The organism is Bradyrhizobium sp. S3.12.5 (genome assembly GCF_040548225.1).
GTDB lineage: Bacteria > Pseudomonadota > Alphaproteobacteria > Rhizobiales > Xanthobacteraceae > Bradyrhizobium > Bradyrhizobium cytisi.
On sequence record NZ_JBEPRF010000054.1, the window covers coordinates 1 to 3,819 of the forward strand.

General features: G+C 63.8%; 4 protein-coding genes. 1 reads left to right on the forward strand and 3 read right to left on the reverse strand.

Annotation, left to right across the window (positions count from 1 at the left end; all coding sequences use genetic code 11):
• Nucleotides 1-110 precede the first annotated feature (110 nt).
• The 3 genes from ABIC09_RS37250 to ABIC09_RS37260 all read right to left on the reverse strand — a co-directional run bounded on the left by ABIC09_RS37250 (nt 111) and on the right by ABIC09_RS37260 (nt 2,432).
• Nucleotides 111-923 carry an SDR family NAD(P)-dependent oxidoreductase gene (locus ABIC09_RS37250; protein WP_354082371.1) on the reverse strand — a complete coding sequence of 271 codons (813 nt, stop codon included), beginning with the start codon at nt 921-923 and terminating at the stop codon, nt 111-113.
• A gap of 129 nt (nt 924-1,052) precedes the next feature.
• On the reverse strand, nt 1,053-1,652 hold the full coding sequence (locus ABIC09_RS37255) for an NADPH-dependent F420 reductase (protein ID WP_354033036.1): 600 nt from the start codon (nt 1,650-1,652) through the stop codon (nt 1,053-1,055).
• A 45-nt stretch (nt 1,653-1,697) separates the two neighbouring features.
• Nucleotides 1,698-2,432, reverse strand: coding sequence for an SDR family NAD(P)-dependent oxidoreductase (locus tag ABIC09_RS37260; protein ID WP_354112418.1), 735 nt, complete (start codon nt 2,430-2,432; stop codon nt 1,698-1,700).
• 266 nt (nt 2,433-2,698) lie between these two features.
• On the opposite strand from ABIC09_RS37260, the gene ABIC09_RS37265 reads away from it, so the two are divergent.
• Nucleotides 2,699-3,595 carry a LysR family transcriptional regulator gene (locus ABIC09_RS37265; protein WP_354112419.1) on the forward strand — a complete coding sequence of 299 codons (897 nt, stop codon included), beginning with the start codon at nt 2,699-2,701 and terminating at the stop codon, nt 3,593-3,595.
• The last annotated feature ends 224 nt before the right edge of the window (nt 3,596-3,819 follow it).

Genomic DNA, 3,819 nt, shown 5'->3' on the forward strand with positions numbered 1-3,819 from the left:
GAAAGCGACCAGCGAAAGATTTGGCAGCTTGCGCTGCCAAAAAAAATGCGCTCGTCATCTTGACGACCGGCCGGCTAATGGGTGTCACCGTAATCTGCGTCATCCGGCAGCTACGCGACGAAACGGACCACGCCGCCATCCACCCGTAAAGCCGCGCCGGTTGTCGCCGAAGCCTGCTCCGAGCATGCGTAGATGATCATGTTGGCTACCTCATCGGTGGTCGCGAAGCGTTGGATGAGGGTGGTCGGACGCATTGCCTTCAGGAAGCCCTGCTCGGCTTCCTGCTGCGTGATTCCGTTTGCTTCGGCCTGCTTCGCCATGAAGTCGCCCAGGATCTCGGAGCGGGTGGGTCCCGGCAGGACGGCGTTGACGGTGACGCCCGTGCCCGCGACCGCCTCGGCAAGCCCGCGCGAGACCGCGAGTTGAGCGGTCTTGGTCATGCCGTAGTCGAGCATTTCCTTGGGGATGTTGACCGCGGACTCGCTACTTACAAACACGACGCGGCCCCAGCCTTTCGCCACCATCCGCGGCAGGTAATGACGGGTCACGCGCACGCCACTCATGACGTTCAACTGGAAGAGGCCGAGCCAGTCCTCGTCGGGGATCTTCGCGATGTCCTCGACGCCATTGTAGCCCCGGATGTGAGCCGTACCAACGTTGTTCACAAGGATATCGGCGTCCGGCGCCTGCGCGATCAAGGCCTCGGCACCCTCCGCTGTCGCAAGATCGGCGGCGATACCCGAGATGTCGCTTCCGGGAAAGGCCTGCCGCATCTGCCGTACCGCCTCGTCGACCCGGGTATTCCCACGGCCGTTGACGACGACCGATGCGCCGGCACGGACCAGCCCCTCCGCCGTCGCGCGGCCGATACCGGCGGTGGATCCGGTGACAATCGCCTTGCGGCCCCTGAGTTCAATATTCATGTCATTCATCTCCAATGGCAGGTGGTGATCATCCGCCCATCCTGGGGGGTTACGGGCGTTACGGTGAGTTAAGTGCACTGTCACCGTAACGCCGCGTGCCGCGCTTCTCTACTGTCCGCAATGCGTCGATTACTGCTCTTTCTTGAACAGATCCTTGAAGATGAGCCGGCCCCAGGTGCGGCCGCGTGCGTGCACCAGCGCGCCACCCTCGTTGAGCTTTCCCAAGTCGACAGGTGCGAACCCGAGTTGTTTGGCCAAGGCCGCCACCGGAGCGATCGCGTCCTCGTCGTCACCGGACAGAAAGACCACCCGGTGACCGCCCTCGACGACCGGATCGGCAGCCAGGGCGGCCGCAGGCAGGTGATTGAACCCTTTGACGAGCCTCGCCCCGGTGAACGCCTTCGCGACGAACGCGGAGGACGGGAGACCGTGCAGCTCTTCAGGGACTGGAAACGCGTTCATGGCGTCGATGATCGTCTTGCCTTTCCAGCTCGGCAGGGCCTTCGCAACCTCGCGATGCTCCCCGAACGGGACCGCCAGGATGATGGTGTCGGCCTCGAGCGCATCCCGCAGCGACTTGGCGACGACACTGGGTCCAATCGCCCGGGCTTGCGGCGCCAACGCCTCGGGCGGCCGGCGGCTCGCGACGGTCACATCGATGTTTTTGCGGGCGAAGGCGTGGGCGAGCGCCTGGCCTATCTTGCCGAATCCTACAATCGCATAGCTCATTCGAACTTCTCCGATCCGTGTTGTTGATATTGATTTGCTGGCGCTTCAGATCGCCGAGAAGCCGCCGTCGACGGACAACTCCACCCCATTCACGAAGCTCGAATCGTCTGAAGCAAGGAACAGCGCGGCCGCCGCAATCTCCTCGGGACGACCCATCTTTCCCCGCGGGATCAGGGATTCGAACATCCGCTTCGCCTCCTCGGTGAGAACCTGGTCCTGCATCGGTGTGGCGATCGGCCCCGGGTGCAGCACGTTCACCCGGATATTCCTGCCCTTCAGCTCGTTGAGCCAACCGCGTGCGAATGCGTGCAACGTCGCCTTGCTCGCCGCATACACGCTGTAGGCAGGAAAACCTTTGATCGAAGCAACCGACCCGGTCATGAAGATCGATCCGCCATCGCGAAACAGCGGCAACGCCTTCTGGACCGTAAACAGCGTGCCGCGCGCATTCAGGTTGAAGGTCGCATCGAAATGCTGTTCGGTAATCTCGCCCAATGGGACGGCTTCGCCCGTGCCGGCGCTCGCGTAGAGGATGTCGATCCCGCCCTTTTCCCGCTTGACTGTGTCGAAGAGACGGTCGAGATCGCCCAGATTGGCCGCGTCGCCGCGCACGCCGGTCACGTTCCGGCCGATCAGCTTGACGGCCTGGTCGAGCGCCTCCTGCCTCCGGCCGGTAATGAAAACATAGGCGCCTTCGTCAACGAAGCGCCTGGCGCTCGCCAGCGCCATGCCGCTCGATCCACCCGTGACGACCGCAACCTTACCCTCAAGCTTTCCCATAACTTCTCCTGTCGTGATGTCGGGACAGCATCTGCCCCCGAGAAGCTCGAGATGGGTCTGCCGGCCTCACGCGGCGAGTGCGGAAGCGCGCACATCGGTGATGCGAAATCGATCCGGCTGAACGACTGCAGCCGGCCGCGATCGGTATCCGCCGTTCGGAATGGGCCGTTCTTGCCGCTATAGGGCTAAGGACGACCGCCCTTACTGCTGGTCGATGTGTTAGAGACGGGCTTCGGAAGGCGCACCGCGCGGTGCGGGATTGCACCATGATCGACTGGGATGACGTTCGCTACTTTCTTGCCGTCGCGCGCGGAGGCTCGGTGCGGGCGGCCGCCGAGCGCCTCGGCGTGAATCACGCGACCGTGCTGCGACGCATCGCCCAGCTCGAGGAACGCCTCGGGGTCCACATGTTCGAAAAGCTGCCGTCGGGCTACCGCGTGACGGCTGCGGGCGAGGAGGTGCTCGAGTTCGCGGACCAGATGGAAGCGTCGTCGCACCAGCTGGAGACGCGCGTCTTCGGCCGCGACCAGAGCGTGCGCGGGCTGCTGCGGGTGACGCTGGCGCCGCCGCTGGCGACACACCTGCTCATGCCGGACTTCGCCGATTTCGCGCGTCTGCATCCTGATATCGAGATGGAAATCCTGTCGTCCGGCGAGCTGGCAAATCTGACCAACCGCGAGGCCGACGTCGCGATCCGCGTCGTCTACGACCGCAAGACCCTGCCGCTCAATCTTCACGGCCTGAAGGGACCGGAGCTGTACGGCGGCGTCTACATGTCCCGCGATCGACTGGCCGCGTGGCGTGCGGGCGCGCCTGATCCCATCCGGTGGATCGTCATCAGCATGCATGGCACCCCGGACTGGGCCAGCGAGGGTGAGGTTCGCACCACAGGCGTTCCATTCAGGATCACCGACGCCGAGGCGCAGATCGCTGCCGTGCGGCAAGGGCTCGGGATGACGACACTGCCGTGCTTCGTCGGCGATGCCGACCCCCTGCTGGCGAGGGTGCCGGGTACCGAGCTGCACATGTACGGAACGGTTTGGCTCCTCACACAGGGAGACACACGCAAGACGAAGCGCGTGCGGCTGTTCACGGAGTTCGTATCCCGCAGGCTCGCCGCGTACGCGCCGCTTCTCGCGGGACTGTCGATATCGCGCGAGTGAGGCGGGGGAGGTCGGCGGCGGCGGAGTTACGCGGACAGTGCACAAAACTGCCTTTGACCGGCATTGCGGATAGGGCGTGCCCTGCAGGATGGACAGTTTTGTGCACTGTCACCGTAATCCAACAGTTTTGTGCACTGAAGATCATCTAGCCGGCCTTCGCGACCAAGAAGGCGGTGGAGCTAAAGTGAGTTCGAAGTCATCGAATCACTTTTGGGCCACGAGGA